The sequence below is a fragment of the Bradyrhizobium zhanjiangense genome (genome assembly GCF_004114935.1).
Taxonomy (GTDB): domain Bacteria; phylum Pseudomonadota; class Alphaproteobacteria; order Rhizobiales; family Xanthobacteraceae; genus Bradyrhizobium; species Bradyrhizobium zhanjiangense.
Genome location: NZ_CP022221.1, coordinates 1,727,545 through 1,747,737 on the forward strand (window position 1 = coordinate 1,727,545; position 20,193 = coordinate 1,747,737).

20 protein-coding genes and 1 pseudogene are annotated in these 20,193 nt (G+C 64.3%); 11 read left to right on the forward strand and 10 right to left on the reverse strand.

From position 1 onward, the window contains the following. Window positions 1–35: 35 nt before the first annotated feature. Genes XH85_RS08270 through XH85_RS08280 form a run of 3 tightly spaced genes read right to left on the reverse strand, consistent with a single transcriptional unit; the run spans window position 36 to window position 1,322 of the window. Window positions 36–548 (reverse strand): SRPBCC family protein, encoded by a 513-nt coding sequence (locus tag XH85_RS08270; protein WP_128931495.1) that lies wholly within the window; start codon window positions 546–548, stop codon window positions 36–38. Beyond that, window positions 548–1,015 carry an SRPBCC family protein gene (locus XH85_RS08275; RefSeq protein WP_128931496.1) on the reverse strand — a complete coding sequence of 156 codons (468 nt, stop codon included), beginning with the start codon at window positions 1,013–1,015 and terminating at the stop codon, window positions 548–550. Before XH85_RS08275 ends, XH85_RS08270 begins: the two co-directional genes overlap by 1 nt. After that, window positions 1,008–1,322: an ArsR/SmtB family transcription factor gene (locus tag XH85_RS08280; RefSeq protein ID WP_128937152.1), complete on the reverse strand. Its 315-nt coding sequence runs from the start codon at window positions 1,320–1,322 to the stop codon at window positions 1,008–1,010. Before XH85_RS08280 ends, XH85_RS08275 begins: the two co-directional genes overlap by 8 nt. Window positions 1,323–1,450: 128 nt before the next feature. On the opposite strand from XH85_RS08280, the gene XH85_RS08285 reads away from it, so the two are divergent. The 3 genes from XH85_RS08285 to XH85_RS08295 all read left to right on the forward strand — a co-directional run bounded on the left by XH85_RS08285 (window position 1,451) and on the right by XH85_RS08295 (window position 4,270). Next, window positions 1,451–2,899 carry an LVIVD repeat-containing protein gene (locus XH85_RS08285; RefSeq protein ID WP_128931497.1) on the forward strand — a complete coding sequence of 483 codons (1,449 nt, stop codon included), beginning with the start codon at window positions 1,451–1,453 and terminating at the stop codon, window positions 2,897–2,899. 2 nt (window positions 2,900–2,901) lie between these two features. Further along, window positions 2,902–3,444 carry a hypothetical protein gene (locus tag XH85_RS08290; protein WP_128931498.1) on the forward strand — a complete coding sequence of 181 codons (543 nt, stop codon included), beginning with the start codon at window positions 2,902–2,904 and terminating at the stop codon, window positions 3,442–3,444. A 205-nt stretch (window positions 3,445–3,649) separates the two neighbouring features. Next, entirely contained in the window at window positions 3,650–4,270 is a 621-nt protein-coding gene (locus tag XH85_RS08295; RefSeq protein ID WP_176946147.1) for a LysE family translocator, read from the forward strand. Window positions 4,271–4,273: 3 nt separating this feature from the next. Here the strand turns inward: XH85_RS08295 and XH85_RS08300 are convergent, their stop codons facing one another. Further along, on the reverse strand, window positions 4,274–5,077 hold the full coding sequence (locus XH85_RS08300; protein WP_128931499.1) for an N-formylglutamate amidohydrolase: 804 nt from the start codon (window positions 5,075–5,077) through the stop codon (window positions 4,274–4,276). Window positions 5,078–5,367: 290 nt separating this feature from the next. On the opposite strand from XH85_RS08300, the gene XH85_RS08305 reads away from it, so the two are divergent. Continuing rightward, window positions 5,368–5,766, forward strand: a complete 399-nt coding sequence (locus tag XH85_RS08305) for a gamma-glutamylcyclotransferase family protein (RefSeq protein WP_128937153.1) — start codon at window positions 5,368–5,370, stop codon at window positions 5,764–5,766. Here the strand turns inward: XH85_RS08305 and XH85_RS08310 are convergent. Beyond that, window positions 5,763–6,326: a chlorite dismutase family protein gene (locus XH85_RS08310; RefSeq protein ID WP_128931500.1), complete on the reverse strand. Its 564-nt coding sequence runs from the start codon at window positions 6,324–6,326 to the stop codon at window positions 5,763–5,765. The two genes, XH85_RS08305 and XH85_RS08310, sit on opposite strands and share 4 nt — an antisense overlap. Window positions 6,327–6,530: 204 nt before the next feature. Between XH85_RS08310 and dnaG the strand changes: the two genes are divergently transcribed. Together dnaG and rpoD are read left to right on the forward strand one after the other, a co-directional pair. Next, the gene (gene dnaG / locus XH85_RS08315; protein ID WP_128931501.1) at window positions 6,531–8,540 is read left to right on the forward strand and encodes a DNA primase; all 2,010 of its coding nucleotides are present in this window, start codon (window positions 6,531–6,533) and stop codon (window positions 8,538–8,540) included. A 375-nt stretch (window positions 8,541–8,915) separates the two neighbouring features. Beyond that, entirely contained in the window at window positions 8,916–11,057 is a 2,142-nt protein-coding gene (rpoD, locus tag XH85_RS08320) for an RNA polymerase sigma factor RpoD (protein WP_128931502.1), read from the forward strand. A 154-nt stretch (window positions 11,058–11,211) separates the two neighbouring features. Here the strand turns inward: rpoD and XH85_RS08325 are convergent, their stop codons facing one another. From XH85_RS08325 to XH85_RS08335, 3 genes and pseudogenes are all read right to left on the reverse strand, one after another. Continuing rightward, entirely contained in the window at window positions 11,212–11,448 is a 237-nt protein-coding gene (locus XH85_RS08325; protein ID WP_128931503.1) for a hypothetical protein, read from the reverse strand. A gap of 544 nt (window positions 11,449–11,992) precedes the next feature. Beyond that, window positions 11,993–12,289 (reverse strand): annotated as a pseudogene (locus tag XH85_RS08330) (hypothetical protein); the annotation flags it as partial. A 131-nt stretch (window positions 12,290–12,420) separates the two neighbouring features. Next, a complete protein-coding gene (locus XH85_RS08335; protein WP_128931504.1) occupies window positions 12,421–12,948 on the reverse strand; it encodes a hypothetical protein in 528 nt (175 codons plus the stop codon). A gap of 156 nt (window positions 12,949–13,104) precedes the next feature. Between XH85_RS08335 and XH85_RS08340 the strand changes: the two genes are divergently transcribed. The 3 genes from XH85_RS08340 (at window position 13,105) to XH85_RS08350 (ending at window position 15,501) form a co-directional block, all read left to right on the forward strand. Further along, entirely contained in the window at window positions 13,105–13,908 is an 804-nt protein-coding gene (locus tag XH85_RS08340) for a lytic murein transglycosylase (protein WP_128931505.1), read from the forward strand. A 555-nt stretch (window positions 13,909–14,463) separates the two neighbouring features. Beyond that, window positions 14,464–14,838 (forward strand): response regulator, encoded by a 375-nt coding sequence (locus XH85_RS08345; RefSeq protein WP_128931506.1) that lies wholly within the window; start codon window positions 14,464–14,466, stop codon window positions 14,836–14,838. Window positions 14,839–14,889: 51 nt separating this feature from the next. Beyond that, complete coding sequence (locus XH85_RS08350; protein WP_128931507.1) at window positions 14,890–15,501, forward strand: LysE family translocator; 612 nt, start codon at window positions 14,890–14,892, stop codon at window positions 15,499–15,501. A 159-nt stretch (window positions 15,502–15,660) separates the two neighbouring features. Here the strand turns inward: XH85_RS08350 and XH85_RS08355 are convergent. After that, window positions 15,661–16,829 (reverse strand): IS3 family transposase gene (locus XH85_RS08355; protein ID WP_128931508.1). Its coding sequence is split into 2 segments (ribosomal slippage): window positions 15,661–16,541 and window positions 16,541–16,829, totalling 1,170 coding nucleotides; the frame shifts between segments, so codons are not numbered across the junction. Between the two features lie 682 nt (window positions 16,830–17,511). On the opposite strand from XH85_RS08355, the gene XH85_RS08360 reads away from it, so the two are divergent. Then, window positions 17,512–18,720, forward strand: coding sequence for a GGDEF domain-containing protein (locus XH85_RS08360; protein WP_164934997.1), 1,209 nt, complete (start codon window positions 17,512–17,514; stop codon window positions 18,718–18,720). Between the two features lie 37 nt (window positions 18,721–18,757). Beyond that, on the forward strand, window positions 18,758–19,381 hold the full coding sequence (locus XH85_RS08365; protein WP_128931510.1) for a peptidoglycan recognition protein family protein: 624 nt from the start codon (window positions 18,758–18,760) through the stop codon (window positions 19,379–19,381). A gap of 120 nt (window positions 19,382–19,501) precedes the next feature. Here the strand turns inward: XH85_RS08365 and XH85_RS08370 are convergent, their stop codons facing one another. Continuing rightward, on the reverse strand, window positions 19,502–19,843 hold the full coding sequence (locus tag XH85_RS08370) for a hypothetical protein (protein WP_128931511.1): 342 nt from the start codon (window positions 19,841–19,843) through the stop codon (window positions 19,502–19,504). Window positions 19,844–20,193 lie beyond the last annotated feature (350 nt).

Below are 20,193 nucleotides of genomic sequence, written 5' to 3' on the forward strand. Positions count from 1 at the left end.
GCACTTGTCCAGGACGACAGCGGAGATTGCCGCAACTACGGCGTCTTGATCCCCATCGCCTTCAGCGCATCGAGCATCCGTTGCGGCGGGCCCAGCTTGACGACAAGCGGCTTGCCGGTCTCGAGCAGGCTCTTGAGGCTGGACAGGACCGCCGGCCAGCCGGAGCGCCCGCCTGCAAGAATATCATCGCTGAGCGGGCGATCGTGGCCTTCGCTCATGGTGAGCCGGACCGCATCGCCGACCTGTTCGATCTCGTAGGTGACGAGGGTCGGGCCGAGCTTCTCGATCAGATCGGGCCAGTTGACGTTGAACGTGACCGCGAGCTTCCGCGGCGGGTCGTAGGCGAGAACCTCGCCGCTGATGTGCAGGGCGCCGTCAGGCGTGCGCACGATGAAGGCACCGCCGAGCCGTGGCTCGACCTCGACGGCATTGCCGAAGAAATATTGCTGGCTGAACTCCGCCGAGGTCAGCGCCTCCCACACCTTCTCCGGCGTGGAGGCGATGTAGATGGTGTAGACGGTGAGCGGCGTGAATTGATCGAGGCTCATCACTCAAATCCTTCGATACCGAGTGCGGCGGGGGGAATCGTGGGCGCCTTGCCGGTCTCCAGCAGGCTCTTGAGCCCGGACAGGATCGCGGGCCAACCCTTGGAGATGCCGTCGAGCAGCTTGCTGCCGGCGGCGAAGCCTTCATGCGTCACCGTCAGCTTCACGAGATTGCCGTGAGGCACGATGGTGAAAACGACTTTCGTCGCCGCCTCGTTCCGCATCTCCTCCATCAGCTCGTGCTTGAACGTATAGGAGAGCCGCCGCGGCCGGTCGGCCTCGAGGATCTCGCCGGTGTCCGTGACCTTGCCGCCCATCACGAGGGCGAGGGGCGAGCCGACCTTCCAATCGGACCTAACTTCGGTGTCGAACCAGTACTGCCGCGTGAACGCGCTGTTGGTCAGCGCCTCCCAAAGCTTCTCCGGCGTGGTCTCGATATAGGTGACGTAGACGAACTCCGGCTTACTCATCGCGCTTCTCCAACTGACGTTTCAACTCGCTGAGCGCGGCGAGCTTGCAGCGCTCGAACTTCCTCATCCAGCGTTCGCCGATCTGATGGATCGGCACGGGGTTGAGATAGTGCAGCTTCTCGCGGCCATGCCTGATGGTGCTGACGAGGTTGGCTTCCTCCAGAATCACAAGATGCTTGGTCACGGCCTGACGCGTCATCGCAAGTCCCTCGCAGAGCTCGTTCAGCGTCTGGCCGTTCCGGGCGTGAAGCCTGTCCAAGAGCGAGCGTCGTGACGCATCGGCGAGCGCTTTGAAGACCTCATCCATGGCCGTGATAATAGGCAACCAAGTGGTTGCATGTCAAGCGCGGCTTGAGAAATCGTGTTTTGGTCGCGCGCAATCCGCCGTGTTAGCCTCACGCCTCAGCCAACGCAGATTGGTTCCGGGAGGACTTCATGTTCCGTTGCGTCTTGACTGCTGCCTGCCTCGTCTTTTTTGCCGGCAGCACGGCCGTTCACGCCCAGAAGCAGCAAGTGATCGGCGCGCCGCCGGAATCTTCCAACATGAAGCTGGTCGGCACCAACGATCTCCAGGCGCGCAGCGCCTATCAGCCGACCATCCATCATCAGGGCGATCGCTGGATCGCCTATATCGGCCATCACGGCGGCACTGACGACGTGCCCGCGCCCGTCAACCCGATGACGGGCAAGGCCGAACCGAACGGAACGTCCATTGTCGACGTCACCGATCCCGCGCATCCAAAATATCTGCGGCATCTGCCGGGGCAGGAAGGCAAGTACGAATCCGGCGGCGCGCAGATGGTGCGGGTCTGCGACGGCAAGGCGTTGCCGAAGGGTGATCCCAACGCTGTCTACATGCTGCGCACCTTCGGCGGCGAGGCGCATGAGATCTGGAACGTCACCGATCCCGCCAGCCCCGTGCTCATCAGCCGCATCGGCGGCTTGAAGGACACGCATAAGAGCTGGTGGGAGTGCGATACCGGCATTGCCTTCCTGGTCTCGGGCGCACCGGACTGGCGCACGCGGCGGATGACGCAGGTCTATGATCTCTCCGATCCCGCGCATCCGCAGAAGATCCGCGACTTCGGCCTGCCTGGGCAGGAGCCCGGCTCGACCGGCGCGGTGCCGACCGAATTGCACGGTCCGATCTCGACCGGGCCCGATGGCAATCGCGTCTATTTCGGCTACGGCACCAACAAGGGCGGCATCCTGCAGATCGTCGATCGCGAAAAGCTCTTGAACGGATCGAAGGAGCCCACGGCGGACAATCTGCGCTATCCGGAGATTTCGCGCATGCCGATGTCGGCCTTCAACGGCGCGCACACCACGTTCCCGATGCTCGACATGCCCATCGCCGAGTTCGCCGAGGACAAGGACGGCAAGACCCGCGACATCGTGATGATCGTGGACGAGGCGATCTTGAACGAATGCGGCGAGGCGCGGCAGATGGTCTGGTTCGCCGACGTCACCACCGAGGCGCGGCCGATGATGATCTCGAGCTACACGGTGCCGGAGGCGAGCGGGCAGTTCTGCCAGCGCGGCGGCCGCTTCGGCTCGCATTCCGCCAACGAGAGCATGGCGCCGGTCTATTACAAGAAGATGGCCTTCATCGCCTTCTTCAATGCCGGCGTGCGCGCGCTCGACATCCGCGATCCCTATCATCCCAAGGAAGTCGGCTATTTCATTCCGTCGATCACGGCTGCCACCGACAAGCGTTGCATCCCCGTCGAGGGCGGCGAGCGCTGCAAGGTCGCGATCCAGACCAACAATGTCGAAACCGACGACCGTGGCTACATCTACATCGTCGATCGCGCCAATACCGGCTTGCATATCCTCGAGCTGACAGGACCGGCGCGCACCGTCGCCGGCCTGCCGAAGAATTGACGATGCGGCGCGCGGCGACGATCGCGGCCGTGATGATCGCGTGTGGTGTGTCCGGTGTCGCCGCCCACCAGCTCGCGCCGCCGCCGGTGCAGGACTTGGCGCATTGGCGCGAGATCGCCTGGCCGTTTCCGCGCGATGGTTGGCCGGTGGGCCGTGCATTCCGCTGCGACGGCGCCTGCGCGGGCACCGAGCTCTACGTGCGCGCCAAGCGGGGCTTCTGCAATTGCGACCGCGGTGTCGCCGACGATGATGAGGTGGATCGTGTTGCGGACGTCGATATGATCAGCCCGCGGTTTGCGGCGGCCGCACCGGGTGAGGAGGTGGGGTTTGGCGAGATGCGCGGTCGCGCAAGGCGATATGATCTCAAGATGCCGGACGGAGCGCGCTCCGCCGCGATCGGCTTCGCCGTCTCGCGCCGCTGCGATCTGCTCGTCGCGGTCGCGCAAGGCGCGGGCGATGCGAACGACTTGCAGCGCGCGACGCTAGCGTTTCTGGAAACGGAGGAGATGAAGCAATGGATGGTCGCTGCGCTCGATGGAAGGTGATGTTGGTGCGCCGCTTCCACATTCTCCGCTGTCATTCCCCCGCGAAGGCGGGGATCCAGTATTCCAGAGACGCTGGTGGGGATACGGAGAGGCCGCGGCTTACTGGATGCCCGCCTCCGCGGGGCATGACGGCTGTGATTGAGGAGCCTTCCGTTCCTGCCCTTCCCATGCATTAATGCGCACAAACCGCAGCGAGTCCTTCCCCATGATGTCCATGCAAGCCTATCTCGCCTTCGTCGCCGCCTGCATTGCGCTGGCGCTGCTGCCGGGGCCGATCGTCACCCTCGTCATCGCCAACGGCCTGCGCCACGGCACGCGCGCGGCGCTTACCAACGTTGCCGGCGCGCAAGCGGGTCTCGCCATCGTGATCGGCGTCGTCGCGGTCGGCCTGACCTCGCTGATGGCGACCATGGGCTACTGGTTCGACTGGGTGCGCTTTGCCGGCGCCGCTTATCTGGTCTGGCTCGGCATCAGGCTGATCTGGGCGCCGGTCGAGGGCGTCGGCGTCGACGCGCCGCCTCCGCCGCCGCGCGGCGGCTTCTTCCTGCAAGGATTTCTGGTGCTGCTGTCGAACCCGAAAGTCCTGGTGTTCTTCGGCGCCTTCATCCCGCAGTTCATGGACATGAACCAGCCGCACGTTCCGCAAGTCGCACTGCTGGGCGCCACCTTCATGGTCACGGCTGTCATGACGGATGCGCTCTACGCCATCGCCGCCGGCCGTGCCCGGAAATTCTTCTCGGCGCGCCGCACGCGCATGATGTCGCGCATCTCCGGCGGCTTCATGATCGGCGGTGGCATCTGGCTGGCGCTGACCAGGGCCAAGTGAGGCCTACACCAACAGCTCCGCCTTCAGCTCGACCTCGATCTCGGCAAAGATCCGCGCCAGCCGCTCGGCCCATTGCCGCTGGCCGGACTGGTCGGCGATCAGATCCTGGCGGATCTCGATGCCGGTGTTGACGAGGCCGCGCGCCTCGCCGTGCACGGGAATGGTGTAGTCGGTGTGGTCACTCACCGCATAAGGCTCGTTGTCGCCGACGACGAGATCGCTTTCAGCGCGGAGATGTTTCAAGAGCAGCTGCGGCAGGATCGTGTCGCGGTTATACAGGGCGCCGATGTGCCAGGGCCGCGCGACGCCGGCATAGACCGGCGTAAAACTGTGCAGTGACACCAGCACCGTCGGTTGCTTGCCGTGCAGGCGGCGGGCAATCGCGGCATCAATGCGATGATGATAGGGTACAAAAATCTCGCGCCGCCGCGCCTCGCGCTCCCATTCCGAAATGCCCTCGTTGCGCGGAATCGCGGTGGCTTCGGAGATCACGGGAATCGAGCTCGCCACGGCGGGCGGGCGGTTGCAATCGATCACCAGCCGCGAATAGCGCTGCGCGATCAGATGCGCGTCGAGCATTTTTGCGAGCCGCTCGGCGACGCCGGCAATGCCGATGTCCCAGGCAATGTGCCTGACAAGATCGCTTTCCGCGACGCCGAGATCGCCGAGCGCGCGCGGCAGCACCCGTCCGTAGTGATCCGCGGTGAGCAGGAAGGGCGATTGGCCGCCCGTATTCACCTCATGCACTGGCGCAATGTCGCCCTCGCCGAGCAGTTGATCGGTCGCGTCGGCCGTGTCTAAAGCCATCCTGATTGCCTATGGAAAAAGTCGCCCCGAAAGTCGGATGGAAATCGGTATAGATTGGTTCGCTTCAAATCACCATGCTTCACCGAGGATGCCGTTGAGAGCGTCATTGCCTACACATCGTCGTCCTGGCGAAGGCCAGGACCCATTACCCCGGCTGCCCGTGTGGCCCGAAGCTGGGACGATCAGATTGCCCATTGCTGCGTTCGGTGGCTATGGGTCCTGGCCTTCGCCAGGACGACAGCGAATATGCGGCGCTGTCGTTCCGCATCATTGCCAGCTATAGATTCCCCATGACCACCGATCGTCTCTTCGTCTACGGCACCCTGATGCGCGGCTTCGATCATCCGATGGCGCGACTGCTCTCGGCGCATGCGGATTTCCTGGGGGAAGCGATCTGCCGCGGCAGGCTCGTCCTGGTGAAGCATTATCCGGGGCTGCTGCTGTCGGACGCGCCGTCCGACATCGTCCATGGCGAGCTCTTTCACTTGCGGGCGGGCGACGAACTCCTGCGCGAGCTCGACATGTATGAGGCCTGCGGCGAGGGCTTTCCGGAGCCGACCGAATATCTGCGCAGGCTGATCGACGTGACGCTGCCAGACGGCACCACCGAGAAGGCCTGGACCTACATCTACAACTGGCCCGTCACCGATCTGCCGCGCATCGAGTCCGGCCGCTTTCTCGATCACTAAGCCGACAGCACCTCCTTAACCATGCGCAAATCGACTTCGCGCTCGACGTAACTCCATTCCTCGGTCCGTCGCAGCATCGCCACGAGCTCTTCGAACAGCGCGGCATGAACCGGAGCGAACTCGAACCAGGTGAGGAAGTCGAAGGGCTCGCCGAGGTCGCGGCAGTGATAGAGCTGCCGCGCGATCGCGGGCAGGTAGCGCAGGCTGCTCGCGATGTGGTGCGATCTGTCCTCGAAGATTTTGCGGCGCTCTTCCTGCGTCAGCTCCCACCAGGCCTGCGACTTGCGGATCGGGATCAGCGCTGCGCTGGTCGCCTCTAACCGGCCGAGGCCGGCCTGCACAGCTACGAGCTGCTCCTTCTCGGGCCGCTCGGTGTAACGCAAGCTGCTCGTGACGCCGACCAGCCGCCAGGCATTGCGCGAGGGCACCAGCGGCAATGAGACGGCTTCGCTGTCGGTCACCGACAGCGCCGGCACGAAGGGCAGGGGCTCGCCCGTCACAGGCGAAATCGAGGTCACACGCCAGCCCCCGCTCTGGCCACCTCGAAAGGTCCTGAACATGGGGGTATGGAAGCGTGGAACCGGGCGCGGTTCAAGCTTTTCCGCGGCCTCCGTCATCTCCGGACGCGATCCCAGCAACGACGGAATGGCCTGTGCATAGGTCGAATAACCCGGATAAGCCCGACAAACCTAGCCTTTAGCCCAGCCGCACCTATATCCCTAACCTTTCGCCCGACTCACACGGTTTCGCGCTACACACACGCCATGCGCTTCACGCCTCAATTCCTCGACGAGCTTCGTGCCCGGCTTTCGGTCTCCGAAGTCGTGGGCAAGCGCGTCAAGCTGAAGAAGGCGGGGCGGGAGTGGAAGGGGCTGTCGCCGTTCCAGCAGGAGAAGACGCCGTCCTTCTACGTCAACGACCAGAAGGGATTTTACCACGACTTCTCCTCCGGCAAGCACGGCGACATCATCACCTTCGTGATGGAGACCGACGGCGTGCCGTTCGCGGAGGCCGTCGAGCGGCTCGCGGGCATGGCGGGTCTGCCGCTGCCGGCGGTGACGCCAGATGCGGCCCGGCACGAGCAGCGGCGCAAATCGCTGCATGACGTCATGGATCTCGCGGCAAAATTCTTTGCGGAGACGCTGGCCTCGCGCGTGGGGGCGAAAGCGCGCGGCTATCTCGCCGACCGCGCCATCTCGCCCGCAACGCAATTGCAGTTCCGACTCGGCTATGCTTCGCCTGACCGCTTCGCGCTGAAGGAGCATCTCGGCAAGCTCGGCGTCTCCGTCGACGACATGGCCGAGACCGGCCTGCTCGTGGGCGGCGACGACATTCCCGTGCCGTACGATCGCTTCCGCGACCGCGTAATGTTTCCGATCACCGATTTGCGCGGCCGCGTCATCGCCTTCGGCGGGCGCGCGCTGGAGAAGGACGTTCCGGCCAAATATCTGAACTCGCCGGAGACGCCGCTCTTCCACAAGGGCGACAATCTCTACAACCACCAGACCGCGCGCGCCGCATCCCACAACGGCGCGCCGCTGATCGTGGTCGAAGGCTATGTCGACGTCATCGCCATGGTCACCGCGGGCTTTGCAGGGGCCGTCGCGCCGCTCGGCACCGCGCTCACCGAAAGCCAGCTCGCGCTGCTCTGGAAGATGGCGGACGAGCCGATCCTGTGCTTCGACGGCGACCGCGCCGGACAGAAGGCGGCGTATCGCGCCGCCGACCTCGCGCTGCCCTTCCTCGCACCCGGCAAGAGCCTGCGCTTTGCGCTGCTGCCGGAAGGGCAGGACCCCGACGATCTCGTGCGCTCGGGCGGGCGCGGCGCGATCGAGGAGGTGATCGCGGCGGCGCGTCCGCTCGCCGACATGATCTGGTCGCGCGAGCTCGAAGGCGGCAATTTCGCCACGCCCGAGCGCCGCGCCGCGCTGGAGGCGCGCATCAAGGAGCTTTCCAACGGCATCCGCGACGAGGTGGTGCGGCGCTATTACCGTGACGACTTCGCCGACCGGCTCCAGCGCGCCTTTGCCCCCGAGGGCGGGCGCGGCGGCTTTGGCGGCCGGGGCAATTTCCGCGGCAATTCCGGTCGGTCCTTTCAGCCCAGGGGCGGGGGAGGGGCGAATCGATTCGGTGGCCAGGGATTTGGCGGAGGCCGCCGCGGCCCGCCCGGTCCCGTGCCGCTGCCCTCGGGTCCCTACCAGGCGGCGAGCCCGCAGCTGGCGGCGAGCCCGATCATGCGCGGCCAGCGCAGCGCCATCTCCCGCCGGGAGGCCCTGATCCTGCAATGCCTGATCAACCACCCCTGGCTGCTGCATGAGCACCTCGAGGAGGTGGCCGCCCTGGAGCTGGCCCATCCCCAAGCTCATAAGCTCAGGGCCGGCATCATCGCCGCCTTTGCCAACGACCATCACCACTCAGCGGACCCCGGCGAGCAGGCCGAGAAGATGCGCGCCGATCTCGAAAAGGGTGGATTTTCTCAAACACTTCAAAGGGTTGAGAACGGTATCACGACCGCCGCGGTGTGGGGCGCCCGCGAGGGCGCGGCGCGGGACGACGTTCTTGCCACCTGGCATCAGCTGGTTGCCTTGCATCGGCAATGGCATTCACTACTTAGAGAGCTGAAAGACGCCGAGCTGGCCTTGGGGGAGGATCCCAGCGAGGCCAATTTGGCATGGCTGCGTGACGTCAAGGCTCGGATGGGCGAAGTCGACGGTACCGAGGCCCTGATCGAGGGTTTTGGTGAGCTGTCGGGCCGGCTCCAGAAGAGCATGTGATGAAGAATCATGCGGACGGCCGCGGCCGAAACCGCTAAAAGACTCGCCAAATCCTGGGTTTGGCGGCAAAAACAGGGTTAATCGAGGCTTAACGGTCTTGTAGCACTTTGGCCAAGAGGCGGCCGCAGGCAGAACAGACGCGTCAGGAATAAATCCGCGCGAACACTGTTGGCACTACACCTGCATCCGCTGCGGCAAAGAGGCTCACGAAGCGTTAGGCAAATCCGGCGAGAGAAAGTTGGGGGTGGCGAGAGACATGTGCGCCGCCCTTTCTGTGTCGAGAGCTGCCGAAGCGAGAGCGTCGAGCAACAGGTTCATGTGAATTCAGGCAGGCGGGGCGCGCCGTCTGCATTGAAGCGCGTTTAGGAGCAATGGATGGCCACCAAGGCAAAGACGCTGCAGGCGAAGGACAAGGAAAAAGACGACAAGGCAGCGGATGCGCCGGAGAAGGACTCCCAGGACGCGCCCTCGCCCTTGCTCGACCTGTCCGACGCCGCCGTGAAGAAGATGATCAAGCAGGCCAAGAAGCGCGGCTTCGTGACCTTCGATCAGCTCAACGAAGTCTTGCCGTCCGACCAGACCTCGCCCGAACAGATCGAGGACATCATGTCGATGCTCTCGGACATGGGCATCAACGTCACCGAAGCCGAGGACACCGAAGGCGAGGACGAGAAGGACGAGGCCGACGACGAGACCGATAACGAGCTCGTCGAGGTCACCCAGAAGGCCGTCACCGAGGTCAAGAAGAGCGAGCCGGGCGAGCGCACCGACGATCCCGTGCGCATGTATCTGCGCGAGATGGGCACGGTCGAGCTGCTCTCCCGCGAAGGCGAAATCGCCATTGCCAAGCGCATCGAGGCCGGCCGCGAGGCGATGATCGCAGGGCTCTGCGAAAGCCCGCTGACATTCCAGGCCATCATCATCTGGCGCGACGAGCTCAACGAAGGCAAGATCTTCCTTCGCGACATCATCGATCTCGAAGCGACCTATGCCGGCCCCGACGCCAAGGGCGGCATGAACACCGCGATGATTGCCGGCCCGAACGGCGAGGGCGGCGAAGCGTCGACTGAGGGTGGCGACGCCACCGCGTCTGCAGCTGCCCCCGCGCATGTCGCCCCGCCCGCTGCGCCCCCGTCGCCGACACCGTTCCGTGCCGCACCGGCCGCCGCTGGCGCTGAGGCCGGCGAGGACAAGGATCCGGGCGAGGCCGCGGCCGAAGCCGACATGGACGACGACGAGTTCGAGAACCAGATGTCGCTCGCGGCGATCGAGGCCGAGCTCAAGCCGAAGGTGGTCGAGATCTTCGACAAGATCGCCGACAGCTACAAGAAGCTGCGCAAGCTTCAGGAGCAGGACATCCAGAACCAGCTCCAGAACGAGTCGCTCTCGCCGCACCAGGAGCGCAAGTACAAGAAGCTGAAGGACGAGATCATCGTCGAGGTGAAGTCGCTCCGCCTCAACCAGGCTCGCATCGACAGCCTCGTCGAGCAGCTCTACGACATCAACAAGCGCCTCGTCTCGCACGAGGGCCGCCTGATGCGCCTTGCCGACAGCCATGGTGTCGCGCGCGAAGACTTTTTGCGCAACTACACCGGTTCTGAATTGGACCCGCGCTGGCTCAACCGTGTCTCAAAACTGTCGGCCAAGGGCTGGAAGAATTTCGTCCACCACGAGAAGGACCGCATCAAGGACCTCCGCCACGAGGTGCATCAGCTTGCCGCGCTGACCGGCCTCGAGATCGTCGAGTTCCGCAAGATCGTGCACTCCGTGCAGAAGGGCGAGCGCGAGGCTCGCCAGGCCAAGAAGGAGATGGTGGAAGCCAACCTCCGTCTCGTGATCTCGATCGCGAAGAAATACACCAACCGCGGCCTACAGTTCCTCGACCTGATCCAGGAAGGCAACATCGGCCTGATGAAGGCGGTCGACAAGTTCGAGTACCGCCGCGGCTACAAGTTCTCGACCTACGCCACGTGGTGGATCCGGCAGGCGATCACCCGCTCGATCGCCGACCAGGCGCGCACCATCCGCATTCCCGTGCACATGATCGAGACGATCAATAAGATCGTGCGCACGTCCCGCCAGATGCTCAACGAGATCGGCCGCGAGCCGACCCCGGAAGAGCTCGCCGAAAAGCTCGGCATGCCCCTGGAGAAGGTCCGTAAGGTCCTCAAGATCGCCAAGGAGCCGCTGTCGCTGGAGACGCCGGTCGGTGACGAAGAGGATTCACATCTCGGCGATTTCATCGAGGACAAGAACGCGATCCTCCCGATCGACGCCGCGATCCAGTCCAACCTGCGCGAGACCACCACGCGCGTGCTGGCCTCGCTCACCCCGCGCGAAGAGCGCGTCCTGCGCATGCGCTTCGGCATCGGCATGAATACCGACCACACGCTGGAAGAAGTCGGCCAGCAGTTCTCGGTGACGCGCGAGCGCATCCGCCAGATCGAAGCGAAGGCGCTGCGCAAGCTGAAGCATCCGTCGCGGTCGCGGAAGCTGCGGAGCTTTTTGGATAATTGATCGTAGGCAGCGATCCAAAGCAAAACGGCGGGCGTTGGCCCGCCGTTTTTGTTTTGTCGTCATTGCGAGCGCAGCGAAGCAATCCAGAGTCTTTCCGCAGAGGCATTTCTAGATTGCTTCGCTGCGCTCGCAATGACGTGGAGAAGCTGAAGGCCTACTTCTTCTTCGCCCCGACCCGCTCGATCCGCTTGATCTCGAGCGCAGGCCGCCCAGACTTCTCGGCGATCTCGCGGTCTTGCTCCATGATGAAGCCGCGCGCGGGCTCGTCGCCGTCGAGTCCGCCGAGCAGCTCAGCGGGCACGCGGCGGTTGGAGCGCTGTGAGCCGTCTTCATAGACGACGTTGAAAAAGGCGAACTCGCCTTTGGGATTGGTTCCGGGTTTTTTGGCCATGGCGGCTTGTCGTCGATCAGGAGGCCGCAGTCAAATGACTTCGGCTGTTATCGACATCAGCGTCGCGCCGGAGCGTTAGATTGACCAACAATGGAGCCGCGATTGCCAAGCGCCTGCCGCGCCTCTCAGCCTCAATAAACGGCGGGCCGCAAAGCCCGCCGTTTATTTGGTCTTCAGTGTCGCCCGGGGCTGGCGGGGCGACAACCTAAAATAGAAGACTATAGAACATGCCCTGCGATGGCAAGGCAAATCGTGGCGGCGTTGATGTCGCAGCGGGCGCATCAGATATGCGTTGGTCGCGGCGTGCGGTTTTGAAGCGCGTCGCAACAATTGCTTGGATCGTTCAATCACTTTGTTCATCTTGCCTACCGTCGCAATGCAGCGCGGCTGGCGCGCTTTGTAGCGAAGTGCGCCAGCCTGCACGCCTTCCCGCCTGCGTGCAGGTGATGCGATCCGATGTGCAAAAGCGAGTTCCATCACCCCCGCATATCTCAGGTGTGCGCCTGCGCGGCGCAAGTTCCTGCGCGGCGAGCCGCGATCCGTGTCCGCTGTCATGGCCGCTGCGCTCTTCCTTGCGACCCTGCGCCATGATCGCGCTGCCCATCGCGGCGGAGCCGAAGGTGATGAGGAAGGACGCGAGCAGCAGCGCAAGCGCGATGCCGGGCGAACGGTCGGCAAAGATCAGCTCGCGCAGATGTCCGGGATTGAGCCAGAGCAGTCCGCCGACGAGCAGCGCCGCAGCGCAGGCGCCGATCGCGAGGTTGATGGCGAGCAGGCGGAAGAGGGGGATGCGGAGGAGGGCGCCGCGAGGTGGATGAAAAGGCCGCTGGCGGTGGAACATGGGTGATTGCCTCATGGGCACCTGACGCAGAAGTCGAACGCGTCGTCCGACCATTGGCATCATAGCGGCTCGTTTCTCATTCGTCCTTGCGACGCGCCCCGAAATGACCGGGGTGTGCGCCGCCCTTTATCTCACGCCGCAGGCGCAACCCGGCTGTCGGCCTCGGGCTCCTGCGCCGCCTGCTGCCGCTCCATCATGGTCTGCCACAGCGTTGCGATGCTCACCTGCGTCTGCGGCGCAATCAGGCAGTGGCCCTCATTGTCGAAACCGCAAAACCGCACCGAAGGATCCTTCTTCACCTCGGTCAGCGCCTGGTTGATCATCTCCAGGCAGGTCATGACCTGGCCAACGTCCTGAAGTCGCGTGTGGTGCAGGATGTCCATCAGGCGGACTATCATCACCGCGGGCTGGCCAAAGCTGATGCCGGGACGGCCGAGCTCGAACAGTACGTTCACCGCGGGAAATACGCCGCGGATGTGCTCGAGCACGCTGGCCATGTCCTCCACGCTACAGGCGACGAGATGGGCGGCCTGCGGCGGGGCGGCGGCCGGTGTCCGCGGCGCGAGGCCGAGCGCGGCGATGACCTCATGCTCGATCCATTGCCGCACTGGTGCGGGGGCATTGCGAATCTGCTCGGCGGTCAAGGTAATTCCGGTCATGGGCTAGTCTCCTGGGCGGCTCTCCTGTTCGCTGCAATCTAGAAAGCAGGGCGCGAGACACGTTGATGCGGATCAAGCGCGCCGCTTTGACGGTTCCCGCTTTCCCGGGCATGATCCGCGCCGCTTCACGCCAGGATTTTTGGGGGATTGCTCCACATGCTGAGACTGCTTCTCGCCGCCGCGTTCGTCGTTTGTCTGGCCGGGTCGGCGCAGGCCGCGCGCTGCGGCGGCGACTTCAACAGCTTTGTCGCAACCATGGCGTCAGAAGCGCAAGGAGCCGGCGTCTCGGCAAGCGTGACCAATGCGGCGTTCAGCGGTGTGACCCCCGATGGCGCCGTGCTCGCCTTCGACCGCCGCCAGCGCCACACCTTCAATAAGAGTTTTGAGCAGTACGTCTCGACCCGCGTCGGCCCCGGCCGCATCAACGGCGGGCGGGCGCTGCTCCAGCGCCATGCCGCGCTGCTGTCACGCATCGAGCAGCAGTTCGGCGTGCCGCGCTATATCCTGGTGGCAATCTGGGGACTGGAGAGCGATTTCGGCAAGGGCGACACCGGCAAGCTGCCGGTGATCAAGACGCTGGCGACGCTCGCGCATGACTGCCGCCGCACCGATCTGTTTCAGGGCGAGCTGCTCGCCGCGCTCAAGATCGTGCAGCGCGGCGACCTGCCGCTGCGCGACCTCATCGGCGCCTATGCCGGCGAGATCGGCCAGACCCAGTTCCTGCCGTCGTCCTACATCAAATACGGCGTCGATTTCGACGGCGACGGCCATGTCGACCTCCGCCACAGCGTCGCCGACGTGCTCGCCTCGACCGCGAACCTGCTCCACACCAGCGGCTTCAAGATGGGCCAGCCCTACGGCGAAGGCACCGCCAATTTCGAAGCGATGCGCGAGTGGAACAGGGCGGTGGTCTACAGGAAGACCATCGGATATTTCGCGGATCGTTTGATGGGGCAGTGAGGGGCGATAGCCGCGGTCGTCATTGCGAGCGAAGCGACTTGTCCGCCGAAGCCTTTGGCGAAGCGGAAGCAATGCAGAATCTTGCCGCGGAGGCAGCCTGGATTGCTTCGTCGCAAGAGCTCCTCGCAATGACGGTTGAGAGTCGCGCGCGATCTCTCCCCCCATCGTCGTCCTGGCGAAAGCCAGGACCCATTACCCCAGGGAGGAGTTTGGCGACGACTGGCATTCACTTGCATTGGCTGAGCAACTGCCAGTCTTCGTCAAATTGAATTCGGTGGTTATGGGTCCTGGCTTTCGCCAGGACGACGGCGGAGGATGCCGGACGGTAGCGTTGGAGCAGATCCATGAAGCGGCGTCGTTGCCGCTCAGGATGCGCGGCTCGTTCTTTTTCGATGCCTGCTGATGATGCGCAGCGCGGCCCTTCGGCGTGGTCATGAGGTTCCCCGCCATGCCCTTAGAGCGGGAACCATGATTTACATTTTTTCAGAATGGAACTGAACAATGGCCGAGTTGGACCTTTAACATGTGTTACGTGAGCAAATATTGGAGCCGCTGATGGGACAGGCACAACCATTTCGTGCAACAGCGCTGATCGTTGAAGACGACGTCATGCAGCGGGAGATGCTGTGTCTTCTTCTCGAAGAGAGCGGCTACCAGGTCATCCAGTGCGAGAGCGCCGAGGACGCCGAACGCGTCCTCGACAAGGACGCGGGCGCGCTTTGCCTGATGCTGACCGACGTCCAGCTCGCCGGAAGCATGAGCGGGGTCGAGCTCGCGCATGTCGCCAAGGAGCGCAATCCCAAGCTCGACGTTGTCGTCACCTCCGGCCGTCCCTTGAAGCAGCCCTTGCCTGCCGGCGCAAAATTCTGGGCAAAACCCTGGGCACCGCTCGACGTGCTGCGCGAGGCCGAGATCGCGCAGATGTCCTGACGACTATTCCGCAGGCTCGCTTTCTCGCCGCGAGCTGGTAAGGTCGGCCCAATGACCTGGTCCTTCCTGCTCACCTCGCTCATCGTCGTCGCTTCGCCCGGCACCGGCGTGCTCTATACGCTCGCCGCGGCGCTCACCCGCGGCTCACGCGCCAGCGTCGCGGCGGCCTTCGGCTGCACGCTGGGCATCGTGCCGCACATGATCGCGGCGATGCTCGGCCTTGCCGCGGTGCTCCACACCAGCGCGCTCGCCTTCGCCGCGCTGAAATGGTGCGGCGTCGCCTATCTGCTCTACATGTCCTGGCAGGCGCTGCGCGAGCGAGGCGCGCTCGCGGTCGAAGGCAAGATCGCGGAGCGGTCGAGTGGCCGCGTCATCGTCACCGGCTTCCTGATCAACATCCTCAATCCCAAACTGTCGATCTTCTTCCTCGCCTTCCTGCCGCAGTTCATCGCGCTGGATGAGGCCCATGTGCTGGCGCGGATGCTGGAATTGAGCGGCGCTTTCATGGCGATGACCTTTGCCGTGTTCGTCGTCTATGGCCTCTGCGCCGCCTCGGTGCGCGAGCGCGTCATCTCCCGTCCCGCCGTCATGGCCTGGCTGCGCCGCGGCTTTGCCGCCGGCTTTGCCGCACTCGGCGCCAAGCTTGCGTTTGCGGAGAGGTAGGCTTTCCTTCAGTTTTCCCGCTTGCTTCCTTCACCTCTCCCCGCTTGCGGGGAGAGGTCGCATCCCATCGCAGATGGGATGCGGGTGAGGGGGTACAGGTCCATCGACAATCTCATGCGGGATAGAGGCCCTGATCTTCCCCCGAAAAAGTGGAGGGGTTTAAGCGGCTTTTAGCTCCATCTCGATCGGGGCGATATATCCGGTCGCGGAATGGAGCCGGGTGCGGTTGTAGAAGCCCTCGATGAAGGCGAAGATATCGCGCTGGGCCTCGGCGCGGGTCTGGTAGTCGCGATGGTGAACGAGCTCGGTCTTCAGGGTATGGAAGAAGCTCTCCATCGGGGCATTGTCGTAGCAATCGGCCTTGCGGCTCATCGATGCAACGATGCCGGCGCCCGTGAGAGCGTCGCGATAGGCGTGTGAGGCATACTGCACGCCGCGATCGGAGTGGTGGATCAATCCGGCCTGCGGCCGTTGCTGCTGGAGGGCCATCGTCAACGCCGCGGATGCGAGTTCGACTTGCATGTGATCCCGCATGGCCCAGCCGACGATCTTTCGACTGAAGAGATCCATGACGGCCGCCAGATACAGCCAGCCCTCCGCGGTCGGGATGTAGGTGATATCGGCGAGCCAAACGCGGTTCGGGGCTTCCGCTGTGAAGTCGCGCGCGATCAGGTTCGGGGCGATCGGCAGGTCGTGACGGCTGTCGGTGGTGCGCACCCGGCGCGGCGGCGCCGTGATGGCGCGGATACCGTGCCGGCGCATCATCCGCTCGATCCGGCCGCGGCTGGCGCCACGGCCCTGCGTCCGCAGCACGGCATGGACGCGGGGACTGCCGTAGCGTCCGCTGCTGTCGTGATGGGCCTGCCGGATCGCAGCCAGCAGCGTGGCATTGGATTTGGTCCGCTGACCCGCCGGGCGATCGCGCCAGGCGTAATAGCCGGCCGGCGAGACCTCGAGCACGGCGCACATCAATCGTACCGGATAGGCGTCGCGATGGTCCTCGATGAAGCGGAAGCTCATGTCCGGGTTCCGGCAAAGATCGCGATCGACTTTTTTAAAATGTCGCGCTCCATGCGCAGCCGTTCGTTCTCCTGGCGCAACCGGGCGATCTCCGAAGCCTGGTCCGCCGACATCGGCGTCGCCTGCGTGGTGGGGCGCCACGCCGCCGATGCCGGCTGCTGCCCGGCCTTATCCACCCAGCGCCGCAGCACCGAGTCGCGCAGCCCGAGTTCCTTGCCTACCGACGTGATCGAGCGACCGCTCGACACCACCAGCTCAACGGCCTGGCGCTTGTACTCTTCGGTAAATGACCGACGTTGACGTTCCATTCGACACCTCCGGGCTCAATGAGCCTACTACAGGTGTCCACTCATTCGGAGGAGGTTCAGCCCCTCACCCCAACCCTCGCCCCGTAAGAACGGGGAGAGGGAGTAAACTCAGCCAATAAAAAAAGCGAGCCTTGCGCCCGCCACCTTCAAACACGCTCGACTTCCCGACGCCCGGGCGGAGCGAGGCTCCACCCGGGCAAAGAAAAAGAAGCCGCGTTACTTCTTCTTCGCCTTCTTGGCCTTCTTCGCCTTCTTCTTCGCCGCCTTCTTCGCTTTCTTAGCCATAGTATCCTCTTAGGGGTTAATGGTGGAACGCGACACGAGGGATGCTCGGCGGAGGGCCAGCCTCGCAACATCCTCGACGGCAAGCTCAGCAGATTCGCAGGTCTCTGCCCCGCGCCGTCACATCCGTGTCATCGTGTTATCCACAGCTCAGATGCATTTTCAGGTGATTTTGGTGCGCGAATCCGCATCGCCGCGGCATCGCCGGCGACAGGCTTAACGATCCGACAACAGCCGCGCGCCGTTCATGAATCCAAAACCAAAGGCGCGTTTTCGGGGATCGCAGTGAGACTCCGTTAAGCGCAACCGCCGCATTGTCCCCCGCAAGAAAACGGGGATGGGTGATGGACGGACGGCTGCCAGGGACGGGGGGCGCGACGCTGCGTGTGCCGCACGCGCCATGCTGAACGTACCGACATTGTGGATGGTCTTCGTCGTCAACTTCCTGGCGCTCGGCGTGATCTGGGCCTACGTGACGCGCTCCTATCCGAAATTCGCGGCTGCGCGGTTCTGGATGGCCTCGTCCTTCGTCGGCGCGGCCGGAGCGATGACGGCCCTGATCCGTCTGTTCGTTGCCTCTCCCCTGCCGCTTCTGCTCGGAGCTGGCGGCGTCATTGCCGCAAGCTGCCTTGCCGCCATGGGCATTCAGCGCTTCTATGATCGGCCGGTCTCCTGGCGCCTCATGACTGCAACGGGAGGCTTGAGCCTCGCCGGCGTCGTGGTCTTCATGGTCGGCTTCGAGCACATGCAGCTGCGCATGCTCAGCTACACGCTCGGCCAGGCCCTGCCGCTGGTGCTGGCGCTGCGTCTGTTGCTGTCGCCGGAGGGGCGCGTCAGTCCGGGCGCGCGGCTATCCGGCATCGTCATCCTCACCATCATCGCGATCCTGCTCGTGCGCACGGTGGGCAATCTGCTCGGCCATGATCTGTCGGCGCGCGCCGGTGGTCAGCCCCATGCCGTGATCGTGCTGGGGCTGCTATTCCTGTCGATGACGCTGAATTTCGGCTTCCTGCTGATGGCGATGGACAGCTTGCGCAACGAGGTTGCCGACCTCGCGCTGCTCGACGATCTCACCGGCGTCGCCAACCGGCGGCATCTGCTGCAGCGCCTGACCGAGGAATGCGCCCGCTCGGAGCGCGGCGGCGCGCCGTTCTCGCTGCTGGTGATCGATCTCGACGGCTTCAAGACCATCAACGACACCCATGGCCATGCCGCTGGCGACGCCTGCCTGCGGCACTTCACCTTGATGGCGCAAACGCGGTTGCGCCCCGGCGACATGCTCGCCCGCACCGGCGGCGACGAGTTCTGCATCGTGTTGCCGTCGTCATCGCTGCGTGAGGCCGCCGCGATCGCCCGCCGCGTGCTCGAGGTCTGCCGTCAGGACGCCGCGACCTGCACCGGCGGCGACATCCCGATCGCGATCTCGATTGGCGTCGCGCAGTGGGACCGTGGCATCGGTCAATTCCCGGACCGCCTGATCGCGCATGCCGACCACGCCCTCTATGCCGCCAAGAAGAACGGCAAGAACGATTTTGCCGTCTACGATCCGGCGCCGCCGCTCTCGCCCGAGCCGCTCGGTCCCGGCGAGCCTGTGCGCAACTTCGCGTAGAGGCGTGCTACATCAGGGTCCGCATTGGATCCGCATCATGATGTCTCGCCTGTTCGCGGCCGTTCTCGCCGCTCCGTTTCTGACAGCCCCCGCCACCGCTGAGGACGCCGAACTGGCCAAACTCGCGCGCGCCTCCGGTACGCCCGACATTCCCGGCCTGAAGATCGTGTGGCTGGCGCCATGGGGCGACGTCGGCAGCGCAACCCCCTGGCGCAACATCATCGTGCATCAGACCGAAGGGCCGGCGGGGTCGGCGCGCGGCGGCGCGCTGGCGCAGGCGAAGAACCCGACCCGTCGCGGCGTCACGGTGTGGGTCGAGACCGACGGCACGGTCTATTGGGCGGTGGCGGAGAATTTGGTGCCGACCCATGGCGACGGCGCCAACCGCAACGACAACAAATACATCGACAACAGGCCGACCTATCGCCAGGTCGTGCGCGACAATTCGATCGGCGTCGAGTTCGCCGGCAATTATCCCGACGTCGCGACCGGCCCGACCGAGGCGCAGGTCGCGGCCTGGAAGATCCTCGTCAAGGTGCTGCGCGCGCGCTACCGCATCTCGACTGGCCACGTCTATGCGCACAACTGGATCGACTACAAGGATGCCCGCTATTGCGAAGGCTGCTGGCTCGCCACGCTGGCGCGGGTTTGGGGGGAGTAGGGTTGCCTGTCATTCCGGGCGCGCGCAGCGCGAGCCCGGAATCCATTCATCCACCAACTCTGCGGCCTAATGGATTCCGGGCTCGCGCCAAGAGGCGCGCCCCGGAATGACGGGAGCCAGCTAAACCGCCTGCGACATCCAGCCGAAAAAACGCCGGATCAAGCCCGGTCGCCGCGGCAGTTCCGACGGTTCGTCCACGGCCAGCACGCGCTTGAAGAAATAGTCCAGAAACACCATGTCGTTCGGCTCGGTGACGGTGAATTGCTCCTCGCCGAAGAACACGCTGTAGCTATAGAAGAACGGGCCCATGAGCGGGATCGTCGCTGTGCCCGCATAATCCTTCGAGATCACGAACTCCGACGGCTCGAGCCCGTGCTCGCGCATCGCCTGCTCGACCAGCGGCAGCTTACGCATGAACTGGGCTTCGAAGCCGCCGACGGTGGATTGCAGGATGATCGACACGGTGTCCGTCCAATCGATGCTGTCGGTCCGACAGTTTTGGGTCTGCTGACCGGCAACGCGGGTTCAAGACGAGTCAGTTCTACATCGCAGCCACAACCACCGCTGTCATCGCCCGGTTCAACCGGGCGATCCAGTATTCCAGAGGCGTGGGTTGGATATCTCGCTGTCGCTACGCTCGCTGCGGCGTACTGGATGCCCCGCCTGCCGCCTTCGCTGAAGCTTCGGCGCCCCTGGACCTTCACCCCGGCGAAGCCTTGGCGTAGCCGGCTCGCGGGGCATGACAACGAATGTAGTGACGCTCAATCTCCACCCCAAACAAAAAAGCCGGCGTTGCCGCCGGCTTTTGTCTC

Bases quoted from the DNA above. Each gene is read 5' to 3' on its own strand.
- XH85_RS08305 (WP_128937153.1), top strand. From the start codon at position 5,368: ATGACCACCGATCGTCTCTTCGTCTACGGCACCCTGATGCGCGGCTTC.
- rpoD (WP_128931502.1), top strand. From the start codon at position 8,916: ATGGCCACCAAGGCAAAGACGCTGCAGGCGAAGGACAAGGAAAAAGAC.
- XH85_RS08300 (WP_128931499.1), bottom strand. From the start codon at position 5,077: ATGGCTTTAGACACGGCCGACGCGACCGATCAACTGCTCGGCGAGGGC.
- XH85_RS08340 (WP_128931505.1), top strand. From the start codon at position 13,105: ATGCTGAGACTGCTTCTCGCCGCCGCGTTCGTCGTTTGTCTGGCCGGG.
- XH85_RS08310 (WP_128931500.1), bottom strand. From the start codon at position 6,326: ATGTTCAGGACCTTTCGAGGTGGCCAGAGCGGGGGCTGGCGTGTGACC.
- XH85_RS08280 (WP_128937152.1), bottom strand. From the start codon at position 1,322: ATGGATGAGGTCTTCAAAGCGCTCGCCGATGCGTCACGACGCTCGCTC.
- XH85_RS08270 (WP_128931495.1), bottom strand. From the start codon at position 548: ATGAGCCTCGATCAATTCACGCCGCTCACCGTCTACACCATCTACATC.
- dnaG (WP_128931501.1), top strand. From the start codon at position 6,531: ATGCGCTTCACGCCTCAATTCCTCGACGAGCTTCGTGCCCGGCTTTCG.
- XH85_RS08335 (WP_128931504.1), bottom strand. From the start codon at position 12,948: ATGACCGGAATTACCTTGACCGCCGAGCAGATTCGCAATGCCCCCGCA.
- XH85_RS08350 (WP_128931507.1), top strand. From the start codon at position 14,890: ATGACCTGGTCCTTCCTGCTCACCTCGCTCATCGTCGTCGCTTCGCCC.
- XH85_RS08345 (WP_128931506.1), top strand. From the start codon at position 14,464: ATGGGACAGGCACAACCATTTCGTGCAACAGCGCTGATCGTTGAAGAC.
- XH85_RS08295 (WP_176946147.1), top strand. From the start codon at position 3,650: ATGATGTCCATGCAAGCCTATCTCGCCTTCGTCGCCGCCTGCATTGCG.
- XH85_RS08290 (WP_128931498.1), top strand. From the start codon at position 2,902: ATGCGGCGCGCGGCGACGATCGCGGCCGTGATGATCGCGTGTGGTGTG.
- XH85_RS08285 (WP_128931497.1), top strand. From the start codon at position 1,451: ATGTTCCGTTGCGTCTTGACTGCTGCCTGCCTCGTCTTTTTTGCCGGC.
- XH85_RS08325 (WP_128931503.1), bottom strand. From the start codon at position 11,448: ATGGCCAAAAAACCCGGAACCAATCCCAAAGGCGAGTTCGCCTTTTTC.
- XH85_RS08360 (WP_164934997.1), top strand. From the start codon at position 17,512: ATGCTGAACGTACCGACATTGTGGATGGTCTTCGTCGTCAACTTCCTG.
- XH85_RS08275 (WP_128931496.1), bottom strand. From the start codon at position 1,015: ATGAGTAAGCCGGAGTTCGTCTACGTCACCTATATCGAGACCACGCCG.
- XH85_RS08365 (WP_128931510.1), top strand. From the start codon at position 18,758: ATGATGTCTCGCCTGTTCGCGGCCGTTCTCGCCGCTCCGTTTCTGACA.